The 15,898-nt window shown below is 31.6% G+C and carries 14 protein-coding genes; 9 read left to right on the forward strand and 5 right to left on the reverse strand.

Features of this window, described 5'->3' with window-relative positions:
• Positions 1–81 precede the first annotated feature (81 nt).
• Positions 82–402, reverse strand: coding sequence for an antibiotic biosynthesis monooxygenase family protein (locus LFT63_RS02095; protein ID WP_017638004.1), 321 nt, complete (start codon positions 400–402; stop codon positions 82–84).
• 1,010 nt (positions 403–1,412) lie between these two features.
• On the opposite strand from LFT63_RS02095, the gene LFT63_RS02100 reads away from it, so the two are divergent.
• Positions 1,413–2,072, forward strand: coding sequence for a response regulator transcription factor (locus LFT63_RS02100; RefSeq protein ID WP_017638002.1), 660 nt, complete (start codon positions 1,413–1,415; stop codon positions 2,070–2,072).
• Positions 2,069–3,427: a HAMP domain-containing sensor histidine kinase gene (locus tag LFT63_RS02105; RefSeq protein WP_340767820.1), complete on the forward strand. Its 1,359-nt coding sequence runs from the start codon at positions 2,069–2,071 to the stop codon at positions 3,425–3,427. Before LFT63_RS02100 ends, LFT63_RS02105 begins: the two co-directional genes overlap by 4 nt.
• An 82-nt stretch (positions 3,428–3,509) precedes the next feature.
• Here the strand turns inward: LFT63_RS02105 and LFT63_RS02110 are convergent, their stop codons facing one another.
• Positions 3,510–3,644, reverse strand: a complete 135-nt coding sequence (locus LFT63_RS02110; protein WP_261764949.1) for a hypothetical protein — start codon at positions 3,642–3,644, stop codon at positions 3,510–3,512.
• A gap of 18 nt (positions 3,645–3,662) precedes the next feature.
• On the opposite strand from LFT63_RS02110, the gene LFT63_RS02115 reads away from it, so the two are divergent.
• Positions 3,663–6,467 (forward strand): 2-oxoglutarate dehydrogenase E1 component, encoded by a 2,805-nt coding sequence (locus tag LFT63_RS02115; RefSeq protein ID WP_017638000.1) that lies wholly within the window; start codon positions 3,663–3,665, stop codon positions 6,465–6,467.
• Between the two features lie 17 nt (positions 6,468–6,484).
• Positions 6,485–7,771: a dihydrolipoyllysine-residue succinyltransferase gene (sucB, locus tag LFT63_RS02120; RefSeq protein WP_340767821.1), complete on the forward strand. Its 1,287-nt coding sequence runs from the start codon at positions 6,485–6,487 to the stop codon at positions 7,769–7,771.
• Positions 7,772–8,281: 510 nt separating this feature from the next.
• Here the strand turns inward: sucB and LFT63_RS02125 are convergent.
• Positions 8,282–8,452 (reverse strand): hypothetical protein, encoded by a 171-nt coding sequence (locus tag LFT63_RS02125; RefSeq protein ID WP_029055356.1) that lies wholly within the window; start codon positions 8,450–8,452, stop codon positions 8,282–8,284.
• A gap of 235 nt (positions 8,453–8,687) precedes the next feature.
• On the opposite strand from LFT63_RS02125, the gene LFT63_RS02130 reads away from it, so the two are divergent.
• The 5 genes from LFT63_RS02130 (at position 8,688) to brnQ3 (ending at position 14,022) form a co-directional block, all read left to right on the forward strand.
• Positions 8,688–9,497, forward strand: a complete 810-nt coding sequence (locus LFT63_RS02130) for a VOC family protein (protein ID WP_029055357.1) — start codon at positions 8,688–8,690, stop codon at positions 9,495–9,497.
• 31 nt (positions 9,498–9,528) lie between these two features.
• Positions 9,529–9,732 carry a DUF6501 family protein gene (locus LFT63_RS02135; protein WP_002451189.1) on the forward strand — a complete coding sequence of 68 codons (204 nt, stop codon included), beginning with the start codon at positions 9,529–9,531 and terminating at the stop codon, positions 9,730–9,732.
• 126 nt (positions 9,733–9,858) lie between these two features.
• Positions 9,859–10,650 (forward strand): ATP-binding protein, encoded by a 792-nt coding sequence (locus LFT63_RS02140; protein WP_029055358.1) that lies wholly within the window; start codon positions 9,859–9,861, stop codon positions 10,648–10,650.
• Between the two features lie 12 nt (positions 10,651–10,662).
• Positions 10,663–12,552: a vWA domain-containing protein gene (locus LFT63_RS02145; protein ID WP_017636524.1), complete on the forward strand. Its 1,890-nt coding sequence runs from the start codon at positions 10,663–10,665 to the stop codon at positions 12,550–12,552.
• Positions 12,553–12,678: 126 nt separating this feature from the next.
• On the forward strand, positions 12,679–14,022 hold the full coding sequence (gene brnQ3 / locus LFT63_RS02150; RefSeq protein ID WP_017636525.1) for a branched-chain amino acid-like transporter carrier protein BrnQ3: 1,344 nt from the start codon (positions 12,679–12,681) through the stop codon (positions 14,020–14,022).
• Between the two features lie 76 nt (positions 14,023–14,098).
• Here brnQ3 and LFT63_RS02155 read toward each other — a convergent pair whose 3' ends face one another.
• Positions 14,099–15,232, reverse strand: coding sequence for a toxic anion resistance protein (locus LFT63_RS02155; RefSeq protein ID WP_029055361.1), 1,134 nt, complete (start codon positions 15,230–15,232; stop codon positions 14,099–14,101).
• 23 nt (positions 15,233–15,255) lie between these two features.
• On the reverse strand, positions 15,256–15,879 hold the full coding sequence (locus LFT63_RS02160; protein ID WP_340767822.1) for a 5-bromo-4-chloroindolyl phosphate hydrolysis family protein: 624 nt from the start codon (positions 15,877–15,879) through the stop codon (positions 15,256–15,258).
• Positions 15,880–15,898 lie beyond the last annotated feature (19 nt).

Raw genomic sequence — 15,898 nt, forward strand, 5'->3', positions numbered from 1 at the left:
ATCATAAAGAATAGAGCATTAAGATGATTGAAATCAAAGTCATCTTAATGCTTTTTTTTTTAATATCATTCACTATAGATTTTAATCAAAAAGTTCATACTGTTTTAGAGTTTTTTCTATTTTATTTTTGAGACTGTCTTGTTGCTCTTTTTCTTCTTTTCTCATTTTTTTATGTTCTTCAACATGACTTGGTCTGGACACCCAATTTTGGAATGATTTTTTCTCATCCCATTTTGATACAATAGAATATTCTATTTTTGATTTTGTTTCATTTTTCCATACTTCAGCATCAATTAAACCTTCGAATCCTTCAAAATCAGATTTCGCATTTTCGGCTTTTTTTAATAAAACTTCTTTTGCAGATTCATCTGATGTAGAAAAAGTAACTTGTGCAATAAACACTTAAAAATCCCTCCAATAGATTTATCGTATCAATTAATTGAAATACATTATCAATTATAATCAACTTTTACAGAATTCTCTAACGATTGAATTCTAATAACTCTTCGGTTCGCATGAGCTTTCCTCATGCATAACTCCCTCTAACGAATAAATTCGTAAGGTTTCTAGGTTCGCATGAGCCTTACTCATGCATAACTCCCTCTAACGAATAAATTCGTAGGGTCTTCGGTTCGCATGAGCTTTTCTCATGCATAACTCCCTCTAATGAATCAATTCGTAAGTTTTCTCAGTTCGCATGAGTTTCCTCATGCATAACTCCCTCTAACGAATCAATTCGTAAGGTTTCTAGGTTCGCATGAGCTTTCCTCATGCATAACTCCCTCTAACGAATCAATTCGTAAGAGGGAGTAAAAAAAGTAGTAAACCTCAAGTGTCTAAAGGTTTACTACTTTATTTGAACGTCGTCTCCAACGTTAGTCTTTTACGGGCATATAAAAGGGGATTATGAAAATGACCAATACATAAGAACGAAATATATGTGGGGGGAAAGTTCTTTTTGGTATTGATAATCATTTTAATTATTATTATACACGACTGAGAATCGTTGTCAATTAGAATACTGAAAATTTTATGATTTATTATTAAAAGGATTAAGAAATCCCTCAACCAAAGCATTTTTGGTTAAATATCCCTACAAAAATAGTTCTCAATACTGATAATAACACCATTGAAAGTATGATAAAATTTAGTTAACAACATAACTCGTTATGACAATACATAATAATGCGTTGAACTCTTTCAATTTACCTAAGATTATTACGTTTTAAAGTAGGATGTATAAACAATACTTTTATATTTTACTTAATAACAAAAGACATTGAAATGAGGTCACTTTGACATAAACAAAAATAATCACATTAACTTTTACATATTTATTAATTTATGATACATATTTATAACATACAAAATATTTATTTCAAACATATATAGTCATATTAAGAGGTGCAAAAATGACAAATATTTTATTAGTAGAAGATGAACAAAATTTAGCTCGGTTTATCGAACTTGAATTAACACATGAAAATTATCAAGTTGATATTGAAAATGATGGTGCCACTGGTCTCGAAAAAGCACTAAATAAAACATATGATCTTATTATCTTAGATTTGATGTTACCAAACATTAATGGACTTGAGATATGTAGACAAATTCGTCAAGAACAAACCATACCTATAATTATTATTACAGCTAAAAGTGATACTTATGATAAAGTCGCTGGACTGGATTATGGCGCCGATGATTATATTGTTAAACCATTTGATATTGAAGAATTACTTGCTCGTATTAGAGCAATTCTGCGACGCCAACCTCAAAAGGATACTATTAATATTAATGGTATTGTTTTAGATAAAGAAGCATTCGAAGTAACAGTTGATGGTACACAACTCGACTTAACTAAAACTGAATATGATTTATTTTATATCCTGGCAGAAAATAGAAATCACGTATTACAACGTGAACAAATATTAGATCATGTTTGGGGTTATAATTCTGAAGTTGAAACCAATGTAGTAGATGTTTATATCAGGTATTTAAGAAATAAACTCAAACCTTTTGGTAAAGATAAAGTGATTGAAACCGTTCGCGGTGTTGGGTACGTGATACGATGATGAAACAACGAAAACTCAAATACAAATGGATGTTAATTACAACTTTAATTACGTTTGTCACAATTGTTCTATTTTGTTTAATCATCATCTTTTTTCTGAAAGAAGCACTACATAATAGTGAATTAGATGAAGCAGAGAAAAGTTCCAATGACATTATCAATTTATTACACTCTAAGCCACCAGAAGATATATCTGCACTAGACTTAAACGCGTCACTAGAGAATTTTCAAGAAGTGTCTATTTTTGATGATAAAGGTAAAAAATTACTTCAAACAACTAGTGAAAATTTACCTACAATACCTTCAAATGTAGGACTATCACATCCAGAACGTGTAAAAGTCGTTAATTATAAAGGCGTTGACTACTTAGTCATCACCGAACGCATTCATTCCAAAAAGTTCGATGGTTATAGTATATTGGTTCATTCATTAGAAAGTTATGAACATCTTGTTCAATCTTTATATATTGTTGCAATAGCATTTGGTTTAATTGCGACATTTGTCACAGCTATGGTGAGTTACATTTTCTCATCTCAAATTACAAAACCAATTGTCACAATGTCTAATAAGATGAATCAAATTCGACGTGATGGCTTCCAAAACAAACTAGAACTAACTACCAATTACGAAGAAACAGATAATCTAATATGCACATTTAATGAAATGATGTTTCATATTGAAGAATCTTTTAAACAGCAACGTCAATTTGTGGAAGATGCGTCTCATGAACTTAGAACGCCACTACAAATTATCCAAGGTCATTTAAACTTGATTCAAAGATGGGGGAAAAAAGATCCTGCAGTATTAGAAGAATCTCTTAATATTTCACTTGAAGAAATGAATCGTATTACTAAACTTGTAGAAGAATTACTTTTATTAACAAAAGATAATGTAAATAGCGGACAATCTCAAGAAGAACTTGTAGATATTAATTCTGAAATATTATCTAGAGTTAAATCTTTAAAACAATTACATCCTGATTATACTTTCGATATCGATTTAGATGAGAAACCGATTAAACTTCAAATGAATCGACATCAATTTGAGCAACTCATTTTAATTTTTATTGATAATGCGATGAAATATGATAATGAAAATAAATATATCCAAATACGCACTCAATTAAAAAATAAACAAACGAGTATTGAAATCACTGACCATGGTCTTGGTATTCCTAAACAAGATTTAGAATTTATATTCGACCGTTTCTACCGTGTTGATAAATCACGTGCACGTAGTCAAGGTGGTAATGGCTTAGGCTTATCAATTGCTGATAAAATTGTTCAATTAAATGGTGGATTCATTCAAGTCGAAAGTGAAGTCAATCAATTTACAACCTTTAGAATTATCTTCTAAAAACAAATCATTAAACGTTGACTTTATATCATTGATTCTTATATTTAACTATTTAAATTCAAAATGTATATTAAGCAACCGTTCACCCAATCAATTCATATATTTCAATTAATTCAGAACCAAAATTATCTTGGTTCTGTTTTTTTACAATAATAGGTAAATCCACTTTAACAAAATTTGAAATAATGCTATTATTGTGTTGTAAGCGTTTCAACATTTTTGTGGAGGGTGTAATATGACAAAGGACAAGAGAGAAGTTACAGAGGCACCTGTAAACTTCGGCGCAAATCTAGGGTTAATGCTAGATTTATATGATGATTATCTACAAGATCCTTCATCAGTACCCGAAGATTTACAAGTCCTATTTAGTACAATTCAAACAGGGGAAGCTCATATCGAGGCTAAACCAGCCGCAAATGGCGGTGGTTCACAATCTGGTGACAGCACAATTAAACGTGTCATGAGATTAATCGATAATATTAGACAATACGGACATTTAAAAGCAGATATTTATCCAGTCAATCCTCCAGAGCGTAAACATATTCCTAAATTAGAAATAGAAGATTTCGATTTAGACCAAGCCACTTTGGAAAACATTTCAGCTGGAATCGTATCAGAACATTTTACTGATATTTACGATAATGCTTATGAAGCCATTGTTCGTATGGAAAAAAGATACAAAGGACCAATTGCGTTTGAATACACGCATATTAATAATAATAAAGAGCGTGTATGGTTAAAACGCCGTATCGAAACACCTTACAAAGCTACATTAAATAATCAACAAAAAACAGAATTATTTAACAAATTAGCTCATGTAGAAGGATTCGAAAAATATCTACACAAAAACTTTGTAGGTGCTAAACGTTTTTCAATCGAAGGTGTTGATACGTTAGTTCCAATGTTACAACAAACAATCACTCGTGCTGGTGAAGAAGGTATTACTAATATTCAAATTGGTATGGCACACCGTGGTCGATTAAATGTATTGACTCACGTTTTAGAAAAACCTTATGAAATGATGATTTCAGAATTCATGCATACTGATCCAATGAAGTTCTTACCAGAAGACGGTAGTTTAGAACTAACAGCTGGTTGGACAGGCGATGTTAAATATCACTTAGGCGGTATTAAAACAACTGACTCATACGGTATTGAACAACGAATTGCTCTAGCAAATAATCCAAGTCATTTGGAAATTGTAGCACCCGTTGTTGAAGGTCGTACGCGTGCTGCCCAAGATAATACTCAACAAGCCGGTGCACCACAAACTGACTTCCATAGAGCGATGCCAATTATTATTCATGGTGATGCTGCATATCCAGGTCAAGGTATTAACTTTGAAACAATGAACTTAGGAGATCTTGAAGGTTATTCTACAGGTGGTTCATTGCACATCGTTACAAATAATAGAATTGGTTTCACTACTGAACCAACAGATGGTCGCTCAACAACATATTCTACTGACGTTGCAAAAGGCTATGACGTGCCAATTTTACATGTTAATGCTGATGACGTAGAAGCAACAATCGAAGCGATTGATATTGCAATGGAATTCCGTAAAGAATTCCACAAAGATGTCGTAATTGATTTAGTTGGTTACAGACGTTATGGACATAATGAAATGGATGAACCATCTATCACAAATCCATTACCATATCACAATATCCGCAAGCATGATTCTGTAGAACTTGTTTATGGTAAGAAATTAGTCGAAGAAGGCATTATCAGTGAAGACGAAATGAATCAAATCATTGATAACGTTCAAAAAGAAATGCGTGCAGCGCATGACAAAATCGACAAATCAGATAAAATGGATAATCCAGATATGGAAAAACCTGAGGCATTACAACAACCATTGCAAAGTGATGATAAAGAATTCTCATTCGATCACTTAAAAGAAATCAATGATGCAATGTTAACTTATCCTGAAGGTTTCAACGTTCTGAAAAAACTAAATAAAGTTCTTGAAAAACGTAGAGAACCATTTGAAAAAGAAGATGGCTTAGTTGATTGGGCTCAAGCTGAACAACTTGCTTTTGCTACAATTTTACAAGATGGAACGTCAATTCGATTAACTGGTCAAGATAGTGAAAGAGGTACATTCAGTCACCGTCATGCGGTACTACACGATGAAGAAAATGGGGACACATATACTCCGTTACATCATGTACCTGACCAAAAAGCGACATTCGACATTCATAATTCACCATTATCAGAAGCAGCAGTTGTAGGTTTCGAATATGGTTATAATGTTGAAAATAAAGGTAGCTTTAATATTTGGGAAGCACAATACGGGGACTTCTCAAACATGGCTCAAATGATGTTTGATAACTTCTTATCAAGCGCACGTGCAAAATGGGGCGAACGTTCAGGTTTAACATTGTTCTTACCACATTCTTATGAAGGACAAGGTCCAGAACATTCATCAGCACGTCTTGAAAGATTTTTACAACTTGCAGCTGAAAATAACAGTACTGTAGTTAATTTATCAAGTGCAAGTAACTACTTCCATTTATTACGTGCACAAGCAGCAAGTTTAGATTCTGAAGAAATGAGACCATTGATTGTAATGTCACCTAAAAGTTTATTACGTAATAAAACAGTGGCTAAACCAATTAATGAGTTTACATCTGGTGGTTTCCAACCAGTTCTTGCTGAAGAATATGATGCAAATAAAGTGAAAAAAGTTATTTTAGCGTCAGGTAAAGTATTTATAGACTTAAAAGAATATTTAGCTAAAAATCCAGATGAGTCTGTATTACTTGTAGCTGTCGAAAGATTATATCCATTCCCAGAAGATGAAATTAAAGCTATTTTCGATGAATTACCAAACCTTGAGACAGTGTCTTGGGTACAAGAAGAACCTAAAAACCAAGGTGCATGGTTATTCGTTTATCCATACCTTAAATCACTTGTTGGCGATAAATATAATTTAAGTTATCATGGAAGAATCCAAAGGGCAGCACCAGCTGAAGGTGACGGTGAAATCCACAAACTTGTTCAAAATAATATTATTGAAAGTAGCATTACTAAATAAATAGGGGGAAAAATAAAATGCCAGAGGTTAAAGTTCCAGAATTAGCAGAATCAATTACAGAAGGTACCATTGCAGAATGGTTAAAAAATGTTGGAGATAGCGTAGATAAAGGTGAAGCTATTCTTGAATTAGAAACAGATAAAGTTAACGTAGAAGTTGTATCAGAAGAAGCAGGTGTATTATCAGAACAACTTGCTAACGAAGGCGACACAGTTGAAGTAGGTCAAGCTATCGCAGTTGTTGGTGAAGGAAGTGGTAATGCTTCAAGTGGTTCATCAGACAATCAAACTCCACAAAATAATGATGAAACTAATAAAGACGATCAACAAGCTAAAGAAACAACTCAACAATCAAATGATAATAATCAATCATCTGATCAATCACAAGATGATTCATCTAATAACCAATTTGTTAAAGCAACACCTTCAGCGCGTCGTCATGCACGTGCAAATGGCGTTGACTTAAACGAAGTGGCTGGAAAATCAAACGACGTTGTAAGAAAAGAAGATATTAATAACAATCAAAACCAACAACAATCATCACAAAGTGATAACAAACCTTCTGGTAATGAAGCTAAAAAATCAAGCGACAAACCATCTAAACCAGTTATTCGTGAAAAAATGTCACGTAGAAAGAAAACAGCTGCTAAAAAATTATTAGAAGTATCTAATAACACAGCAATGTTAACAACTTTCAATGAAGTTGATATGACTAACGTTATGGATTTACGTAAACGTAAGAAAGAACAATTCATTAAAGATCACGATGGTACTAAATTAGGTTTCATGTCATTCTTCACTAAAGCTACAGTAGCTGCACTTAAAAAATATCCTGAAGTTAACGCTGAAATTGATGGCGAAGACATGATTACTAAACAATACTATGATATTGGTATTGCCGTTTCTACTGAAGATGGATTACTAGTACCATTCGTAAGAGATTGTGATAAGAAAAACTTCGCTGAAATCGAAGAAGAAATCGCAAACTTAGCTGTTAAAGCACGCGACAAAAAATTAGGCTTAGACGATATGGTTAACGGTTCATTTACTATTACTAATGGTGGTATCTTCGGTTCAATGATGAGTACACCAATTATTAATGGTAGCCAAGCTGCAATTTTAGGTATGCACTCAATCATTACACGTCCAATTGCAATCGATAAAGATACAATTGAAAATCGTCCAATGATGTACATTGCTTTAAGTTATGACCACAGAATCATCGATGGTAAAGAAGCAGTAGGATTCCTAAAAACAATTAAAGAATTAATTGAAAATCCTGAAGATTTATTATTAGAATCTTAATTTTAAGATTTATATCTTAAAATTAGTTTGAAACAAAATAGCAGTAAGGTGACTTATAAAATGAAATCACCTTACTGCTATTTTTATATCCAATACTTCGTATTATATGACTTCGCTTTCCTAGGGTGCCGTCTCACTTGGTCTTCGACTGGCGCTGCTCCCTCAGGAGTCTCGTCATAAATACTTTATATAAATACATAATTTTTAATATAAAAACTAATAATATAATTGAGGTATGTACATGACAATTGATTGGACAATTTTATCTAACCCTTAAGTATCTATTTATGGTGCAATTGGAGGTTGGCTTTTAAAACAACTTACTAATAAAATGAAAATGAATCCTGAAAAAGGTATCAACGATATTTAATAAATCGTATGGAAATTTGTATTAATTCAATAAGTAAATAAAAAAACGTCCTAATACTGTTTGAATTTAACTGTTAAAAGCATAGCTTACTATGTCGCTATTAACATCATTCAAAGATTAGGACGTTTTATAATTATATTTTAATAAAGCATGAAGACTTCAATAATTGCTAAAATAAGAAACACAACAAAAGCAATTAGAAAATATTTAAAACTTGGTTTTTGTTTATTTTGTAAATTTGTAAAAACTTGTATACCTGAATAAACAGCAATTAATACAGTAATTGCAAATATAATCCACATACTGGACATATGATATGCCTCCTTCACTAATCTCTATATTTACATTTTAATATACTTTCTCGATAATACCAAAATGAATTTTTGTTCAAATATGAAAAATTAATTACAAACCACTTTACACATGGTGAGAATTTTGAAATTTATATACGTTTCAAGTCATTTTCTCTTAGAGTTCATCATATAAATCACGGTTAAAATACGTTATAATAATAGAGTAAAGATAAATGATTAGGGGTGTCAGTAGATGAGCGGAATTAGAAGCGTCACGTTAGGTACAAGTGACTTATCTAAAACGAAAGAATTATTCGAAAATATATTAGGTTTAAATTCATCTGAGAAAGGCGACAACGCATTAAGATTTGGCGATGCTGATTTAAATCCAGGAACACGTATACACTTTGTTGAAGTTCCAAACAATGACTATCAAAACTCACATATAGATAGTGTAGGTTTAAGAACACCGTCAGATTCTGGTTTGGATGAATATCAAGATATATTAAATCAACATCAAATATCTTTTAGCTCAATTACTGAACTCAATGGTAATATGCACTTTAACTTTGAGGATCATAACCAACAATTGTTTGATATCTATTCTAACGAACATAATACAGGTGTCCCTTTAGGTATGCCATCATTTGATAGTACTGTGAACCCATTACATCAAATTCAAGGCTTAGGTCCTGTTATTCTTAAAGTTAATGAATTATCTATTACAGCTTCAATTCTTAATAAAGTATTTGGTTTACATATATTTGCTGAATATCTTCCTTCTGAAGAAGCTACTCAGGCCATTCAAGTATTTAAAATTGGTGAAGGTGGACTTGGAGGTGAGCTTCATTTGTATGAAGCAGAGAGTGACATTACTAATCAAGATAATGAAATGATAGAACAGGTTGAATTTTCAACAAATAGTAAATCTGATTTTGAAAATGCGAAACAAACTTTAGAAGATATTGGCATTCCATATCAGACATTACAACAAGATGATTCCGAATCATTAAGAATCACTGAAAATAGTGGTATTTCATTTATATACACACTAGATAAATAACTTAAATATTCATAAAGGTAGGGAACAATAAATGTTACATGAAACATGGAAAGAACGCACACCTATTAAAAAAGTTGAGGTTACAAATACAGATGCTAAAAAATTCACTGTATCTGATATGTTAACTGTTGGTAAGCAATATGATGTAATAAATGAAACAGAAGAATATTATCAAATCATTGATAATTCTGGTTTAGTTGGTGGCTATTATAAAACATACTTTAAAGAAGTTTAATTTCATAAAAATCTTAAGTTAACTTTACTAAAAGTAGATAAAACAATAGTCAACAAGACTAAGACAATTGGAAAGTACAACCCACATGTCTTAGTCTTTTTCATATTAAAAAGGAGCATGCAAATAATGGCACAATCACAATATAAAAACTCAGATATTTCCGTATTTAACGATGCGAAAGCACTATTTGATTTAAATAAAAATATATTATTAAAAGGGCCTACAGGTTCTGGTAAAACTAAACTTGCCGAAACATTAAGTGAAGTTGTAGATACACCAATGTATCAAGTTAACTGTTCAGTTGATTTAGATGCTGAAAGTTTATTAGGCTTTAAAACAATTAAAACTAACGAACAAGGTCATCAAGAAATAGTATTTATAGATGGACCAGTAATCAAAGCAATGAAAGAAGGCCATATTCTATATATTGATGAAATTAACATGGCTAAACCCGAAACATTACCAATTCTTAATGGTGTATTAGACTATCGTCGTCGAATTACGAATCCATTTACAGGTGAAGTGATTCAAGCTAAACCTGGATTCAACGTTATTGCAGCAATTAATGAAGGCTATGTCGGTACATTACCGATGAACGAAGCACTTAAAAACCGTTTCGTAGTTATCCAAGTTGATTATATTGATGGAGACATTCTTAGCAACGTTATTAAAGAGCAAAGTCGTTTACAAGATGATGCCATCATCAAACAAATTATTAAGTTCAATGAAGATCTACGCACGATGTCAAAACAGGGTCAAATTTCTGAAGAAGCAGCCAGTATTCGTGCCCTCATTGATTTAAGTGATTTAATAACAGTAATGCCAATTGAACGTGCTATCAAACGTACCATCATTGATAAACTAGAAGACGAAAGAGAACAACAAGCAATTATTAACGCAATAGAACTAAACTTTTAGAGAGGGATTATTATGAGCGACCGTTTCATAAAATTTAATGATGAACAATTAGATGCTAAACAGGTTATGATGTTGCAAGACTTAGCTCGTTTACTTTTAAAAAATGAACAAACGCAAGTCAAAATTCAAAAATTCCCTTTTTATAATCCATTTAACAATACACTAATTACCAGTTGGTTTTGGTCACACCGCTCAAAGCCTGTTGAAGAAGCAGGTCTAAAAACGGATGTTATGTTAGCTGCTTATGGATATTATATGATGGATGTAGATATTACTAACGAAGTACTTCATAACGATGAATTTAATCATCCTAAATTTTTCCAACAATTATTCAAATTATTGGAAGATATGCGCATTTTTAATGAAATCAAAACTATGCGACCAAGCACAGCAAAATATATTGATTTACGATTGAAAACTAGACTCACATTTACTGAATCACAAATTAATGTATACAAAACAAAAACACTTTATACAGACTTATTATTTTTATATTTAGAACATGCTTTTATAAATCAAAACTTCTTTGATATTCCATCAATTCACCCTAAATTCGATGATGTATTAGTAAATATGTATCAATATTTACCTAATTTTTTCCAAAACGAATCTTCAGAAGACAATATGTATTTAGCAGAACGTATATTATATCAAGTTGACGATTTATTGAAAGAAGATATGTTAAACGAATATTATTATATTCCTAAAAATTTATACGAAGATATTCAAGCTGAAACATTCGAAGATTTGAAACGTACAGATGCAGCAAATACTGATGGTCATGATCAAACACAAGAAGATACTGATGCAGTTACGGCAGAAGCTGAAACTAAATCTGCAGACAGTCAATCTGAAGGTGGCGCTTATTTAGAAATGGAACTTCATGAAGGTGAAAATAGTGATGTTATGGCAGATAATGATACTGCTAGAGAAGGCGACTCGTCTGATGATATGACAGACATGATGACCAAAAAAGGGAAAGGATCACAAAATACATTAGACCGTGAAGAAGGCGGGTTTATTGGACAAAATAGTGCATTCGCATTAGAAGGTATCAATCAAAATGTCGAAATTGAGTGGAAAGTCCCTGATATTTTACCTGAATATCTTCAATTATATGAAGACGTTAAACATGATGTTCAATTTGAAATTAAAGATTTAATTAAAATTATTAAAAAGACAATCGAAAGAGAACATCAAGATGAACGTCATAATTTAACTAAAGGTCGACTACAAAAAGACTTAATTAATTGGTTTATAGATGATCAATACAAATTATTTTATAAAAAACAGGACTTAAGTCAATCGTTTGATGCAACGTTCACTTTATTAATTGATGCTTCTGCAAGCATGCATGACAAAATGGATGAAACGATAAAAGGCGTTGTACTTTTCCATGAAACATTACGAGAATTAAATGTTAAACATGAGATACTTGCATTTAATGAGGATGCTTTCGACTCTGATGATTCTAAGCAACCCAATATTTTTGATGAAATCATTCATTATGACTATTCTACAATGAAAAAAGATGGTCCTCGTATTATGGCACTAGAACCACAAGATGATAATCGTGATGGTGTAGCCATACGCGTTGCTAGCGATAGACTGATTCGACGCAGTCATAACCAACGATTTTTAATTGTCTTTTCAGATGGGGAACCTTCTGCATATAATTACAGTCAAGATGGTATTATAGATACTTATGAAGCAGTGGAAAATGCAAGAAAATACGGTATTGAAGTCTTTAATGTATTTTTAAGTCAGGAGCCAATAACAGAAGATATAGAACAAACGATTCATAATATCTATGGTCAGTATTCTATATTTGTTGAAGGTGTAGAACATCTTCCTAGTTTATTATCTCCATTATTGAAAAAACTCTTACTTAAATCTTTTTAAAAATTTGTCTAATTATGAAATTTAAATGAAGTAAGTGTTTAAATTTTCTGAAATTATATAGACTTACAAATTATATTTATGCTAGAATATTTAATGTTGCATATTTAATTATAAAGGAGCAGCATTATGAATAAGAATACATGGATTGTAGGGTTCATGCTATTTGCTATGTTCTTTGGTGCAGGTAATTTAATCTTCCCAACGAATTTAGGTTTAGATAGTGGACACTTTTTCTGGCCGGCGATTCTCGCTTTTGCATTAACTGGGATAGGATTGCCTTTACTTGGCGTCGTGGTTGGTGCACTTGATAAACAAGGTTATATTGGCGCATTTAATAAAATTTCACCTATATTTTCAATTATTTTTTTAATTGTTATTTACTTAACTATTGGACCTTTGTTTGCCATACCTCGTACGGCATCAACATCATTTGAGATGACAATAACTCCAATTGCACATTCACATGGTAATCTAACATTATTTATTTTTACGTTAATATATTTCATTATCGTATTATATTTATGTATCAATCCTAATAAAATGGTTGATCGTATAGGTTCATTATTAACACCTTTATTATTAATTACTATATTAGCTATGATTATTAAAGGGTTTATTGATTTTAGTAGTCATTCTTCAAGTCATGGGAAAACAGAACTGTTTAACAATAATATCGGTAGTTTTTCACAAGGCTTTACACAAGGTTACTTAACTATGGATGCTATTGCTGCAATAGCATTTTCTATGATTGTAGTTAATGCGATAAAAGCCACTGGTGTTAATCACGCAGATAAAATTTTCAAACAAACGTTAATTGCTGGATTAATAGCAGCTGTAGCATTAGTTTTTATTTATATATCACTTGGATTTATCGGAAATCATATCGATGTCTCAGATGCAAAATTAAAAGCATTAGCCGCGAAAGACCAAAATGTAGGTACATATTTATTAACTACTATGGCATCAACAGGTTTCGGAACATTTGGTAAGTATTTATTAGGTATTATTGTTGCATTAGCTTGCTTAACAACGGCATGTGGATTAATTGTAGCTGTTAGTGAATATTTCCATCGAATTATTCCTAAAATATCTTATAAGACATATGTTGTGTTCTTTACAATTGTTAGCTTCATTATTGCTAATCAAGGTTTAAATGCAGTGATTACAATGTCACAACCCGTTCTTAGTGTTATCTATCCAGTAGCGATTACAGTAGTTTTATTAATATTATTAGCTAGATTTATTCCAACAAAGCCAATTACACAACAAATTACTGTAATAGTAGTTGCAATCGTATCGATTTTAAGTGTAATTCACACACAAGGGTGGTTAAAACTTAACTTTATGGATTATCTTTGGTTAAAAGATTATTCATTAGAATGGTTCCCAATTGCTGTTATTACAACAATTATTGCATATATTATCGGTGCATTTATTAAACAACAACCTATCGTGTATCAAAAAGAATAAATCATAGAAAAATAGCCAGTAAAATGAGTCATTTTAAAACTCATTTTACTGGCTTCTTTATTTATCATGCTTTGTGCTATTCTTTTCTCATTGATAATAGATGTTGTTTTAAATCATTTTCTAAGCCTGATAGTTCTTTTTCGGCAGCTTGTCGTTTTTGTCGACCATCATGCTGAATTTGCAATGTTTGCTCGATTGTATCAATAATATCACTTTGAGTTTGTTTTAATGTTTCAATATCTACAACACCACGTTCATTTTCTGTGGCTGTTTCAATAGCATTTTGTTTTAACATCGCTGCATTTTGAGTTAGTAGATCGTTCGTAGTATCTGTGACTGCGCGTTGTGCAGATACTGCATTTCTTTGTCGCATGAGCGTTAGGGCAATAGCCATTTGATTTTTCCAAAGTGGAATACTTGTTAAAATCGAACTTTGAATTTTTTCAGCTAAGGCCTGATTAACATTTTGAATCATACGGATTTGTGGGGCAGTTTGTATTGCAATTTGTCTTGAAAGTTGTAAATCATAAATTCTTTTTTCTAATCTATCTACAAATTGTTCCATATCTGCAACTGCTTGTATATCCATTTGATTACCTGATTGTTCTGCTTTATGTTGTAAATTGGGAATCGTTGTTTGTCGTATCTCTTGTTTTTTACGTTGAGCAGCTGCAATATATACCGTTACTTCATCAAAATATTGTTTGTTTTGGTCATATAATCCATCTAATAAATCGATATCTTTTGTTAAATTACCTTTATGCTTTTCCAACTGAATTGTTATACGATCAATTTGAGAACTAACAGATTGCATTTTGGAAAATATTTCATTAATTGAGGCTTGAGTTCTTCTAAAGATACGTTTTAATTTAGATTGTTTGCTTGGGTCTAAATCATTTGGATTAACTGATTTTAATTTACTCATCAATTGATTTAATGAGTCACCGACAGGTCCCATGTCTTTGGATTGAACATCATCTAACATTTGATGAGAGAATTGAGACATATTTTGTTGTAAATTAGTACCAAATGATAATAAGCCATCATGATCTAGTGGTTTAATTTGCTCGCTAATTTGATTGATTTTTTGTTGGTCTTTCTCAGTAAATTGATGTTCAAAATCTTCGACAACTGTATTTGATTGCCCAGTTTGATTATTAATATACTGATCAAGAGGATGTGAGGCCTCACGTTCTAGTTCATTTGACATAGCCATTAATGCTCCTTTCTATATTATTTTTGTCTACGTTGTTGCTCTAATTTGTTTAATTCCATTTCGACATCTAATCGTTCATAATCTTCTTCATTTAATTGCTTTAAGTCTGCTACTAATGTGCGTTTAACCTCATCAAGAGTAATACGCGTTTGTTCTAACTTTTGCTTTTCTTCATGTGATTTCTTAGGCATTTTCGTTAATCTAGTATACGAATCCACTAAATTCAAAGCATTATCTATATGTGAATAGAAAAATCCTTCTACTTTAAAAAACATACCTGGACGTTGTTTCACACTCATATAAATAGAGTGAGATATTCTATAGATATCATTTACTTGTCTGAAGTCTTTAATAGATCGAATATTAATAAATGATTTTAAAATCATTCGAATTTTAGCCTGCGCTTGATTCAATTGACCTCTAACATATCTATATTCTCTTCTAGTTAAACCTATTTCATTTAAATACTTCCGTGATGTTAGCCGTTGGGTAGGGAAGTATGACACTATAAACCCACCCAAACCAATAACAGCATCTATGATAAATGACAGATCTAATCCAAAGATACTAATCATCCAAGCAATAATCGCTACAGGAATACCTACCATCATTCCAAATATTCTTGAAATATTATATCTCAACTGCCATCTTCCTTTTTAA

The sequence above is a fragment of the Staphylococcus sp. FSL H8-0121 genome (assembly GCF_038008425.1).
GTDB lineage: Bacteria > Bacillota > Bacilli > Staphylococcales > Staphylococcaceae > Staphylococcus > Staphylococcus pasteuri.

Coding starts and splice junctions, on each gene's coding strand:
- LFT63_RS02130 (WP_029055357.1), top strand. CDS start 8,688: ATGAGCGGAATTAGAAGCGTCACGTTAGGTACAAGTGACTTATCTAAA.
- LFT63_RS02110 (WP_261764949.1), bottom strand. CDS start 3,644: ATGTTGAAACGCTTACAACACAATAATAGCATTATTTCAAATTTTGTT.
- LFT63_RS02115 (WP_017638000.1), top strand. CDS start 3,663: ATGACAAAGGACAAGAGAGAAGTTACAGAGGCACCTGTAAACTTCGGC.
- LFT63_RS02125 (WP_029055356.1), bottom strand. CDS start 8,452: ATGTCCAGTATGTGGATTATATTTGCAATTACTGTATTAATTGCTGTT.
- LFT63_RS02100 (WP_017638002.1), top strand. CDS start 1,413: ATGACAAATATTTTATTAGTAGAAGATGAACAAAATTTAGCTCGGTTT.
- sucB (WP_340767821.1), top strand. CDS start 6,485: ATGCCAGAGGTTAAAGTTCCAGAATTAGCAGAATCAATTACAGAAGGT.
- brnQ3 (WP_017636525.1), top strand. CDS start 12,679: ATGAATAAGAATACATGGATTGTAGGGTTCATGCTATTTGCTATGTTC.
- LFT63_RS02155 (WP_029055361.1), bottom strand. CDS start 15,232: ATGTCAAATGAACTAGAACGTGAGGCCTCACATCCTCTTGATCAGTAT.
- LFT63_RS02140 (WP_029055358.1), top strand. CDS start 9,859: ATGGCACAATCACAATATAAAAACTCAGATATTTCCGTATTTAACGAT.
- LFT63_RS02145 (WP_017636524.1), top strand. CDS start 10,663: ATGAGCGACCGTTTCATAAAATTTAATGATGAACAATTAGATGCTAAA.
- LFT63_RS02105 (WP_340767820.1), top strand. CDS start 2,069: ATGATGAAACAACGAAAACTCAAATACAAATGGATGTTAATTACAACT.
- LFT63_RS02135 (WP_002451189.1), top strand. CDS start 9,529: ATGTTACATGAAACATGGAAAGAACGCACACCTATTAAAAAAGTTGAG.